Annotated in this window: 1 pseudogene; it reads right to left on the minus strand. The window is 73.4% G+C overall.

Features of this window, described 5'->3' with window-relative positions:
* Positions 1-974, minus strand: a pseudogene (locus FV228_RS30885) (glycosyl transferase); the annotation flags it as partial.

The following is a 974-nucleotide window of genomic DNA, read 5'->3' on the forward strand; positions in this document are numbered from 1 at the left end:
CCGCAGACCCGCAGCAGCGCATCGAGCGTCGAGCGGCCCGGGCCCGGATCGCGCAGCTCCCGCCAGCCGGCTGTGGCGAAGTGGAGGTAGGGGCCGGCCTCCCCGACATCCGCGTAGGTCGCCCGGTACCAGGCCTCGTCCACGGCCGGGACGTTCAACCGGTCCGGGCCCGCGAACGGCTTTTTCCCCGCGAGCCGCGTCTCGGCCACGTACCGGAAGAACGGGTCGCCGATCACCGCCCGGCTGCCGGCCCGCGCCTGCACGAAGCCGGCCGGGTCGAAATCCTGGCGCGGGCTGCGCAGCGCACGCCAGCCGCCGGCTACATAAGTGCGGAGCAATTCGGTGTCGGAGGCCCCCTCCGCTCCGTCCAGCCCTTGGCGATAATGGGCGGCGTCGAAATAGGGGGCGAGCGTCTCGGCCTGCACCCCGAAAAGATCCTCCGGCTCGGGCCGGGCCGGGCCGCCGTGCAGGACGTAGTGCACCAGCGGGTTCTGGGTCGCGTAGGAGATGTTTCGGGTCAGGCAGTAGGCCAGGGTGTCGAAGCGGGGCGACGGCTCGCGGCCCTCGCGCCAGCCGGAGATCATGTAATGGGCCGCCGGGTCGACGCCAGCGGCCTGCAGGTCGGGGTTGTGGGCGAGGTAGAAGGGACCGTCCACGAGGCGGCGGGCCAGGCGCTCGGCCTGCCTGGTGTCGGGCCTGGGCAGGGCGCCGCCTTGAGCGCGCTGGGCCGTCACCCAGTGCAGGAACGGGTTGATGCCGGCGGCGGCCAAGTACGGCCGCGCGGCGAGGTAGTCGGCGGTCGAGAAATCCGGTCGCGGATCCCGGCCCGCGCGCCAGCCGACCGTGAGGTAGTCGCGTACCGGATCGACCGTGATGCCGTACCAGCTCGCGTAGAAGCCGGCGTCGACATGGGGCTCCAGCGCCGCGACCAGGCGCGCCTCGGGGGTGTCGCCGGCACCCGCGCCGGCCCAGCG

Source organism: Methylobacterium sp. WL18, assembly GCF_008040015.1.
Classification (GTDB): Bacteria; Pseudomonadota; Alphaproteobacteria; order Rhizobiales; family Beijerinckiaceae; genus Methylobacterium; species Methylobacterium mesophilicum.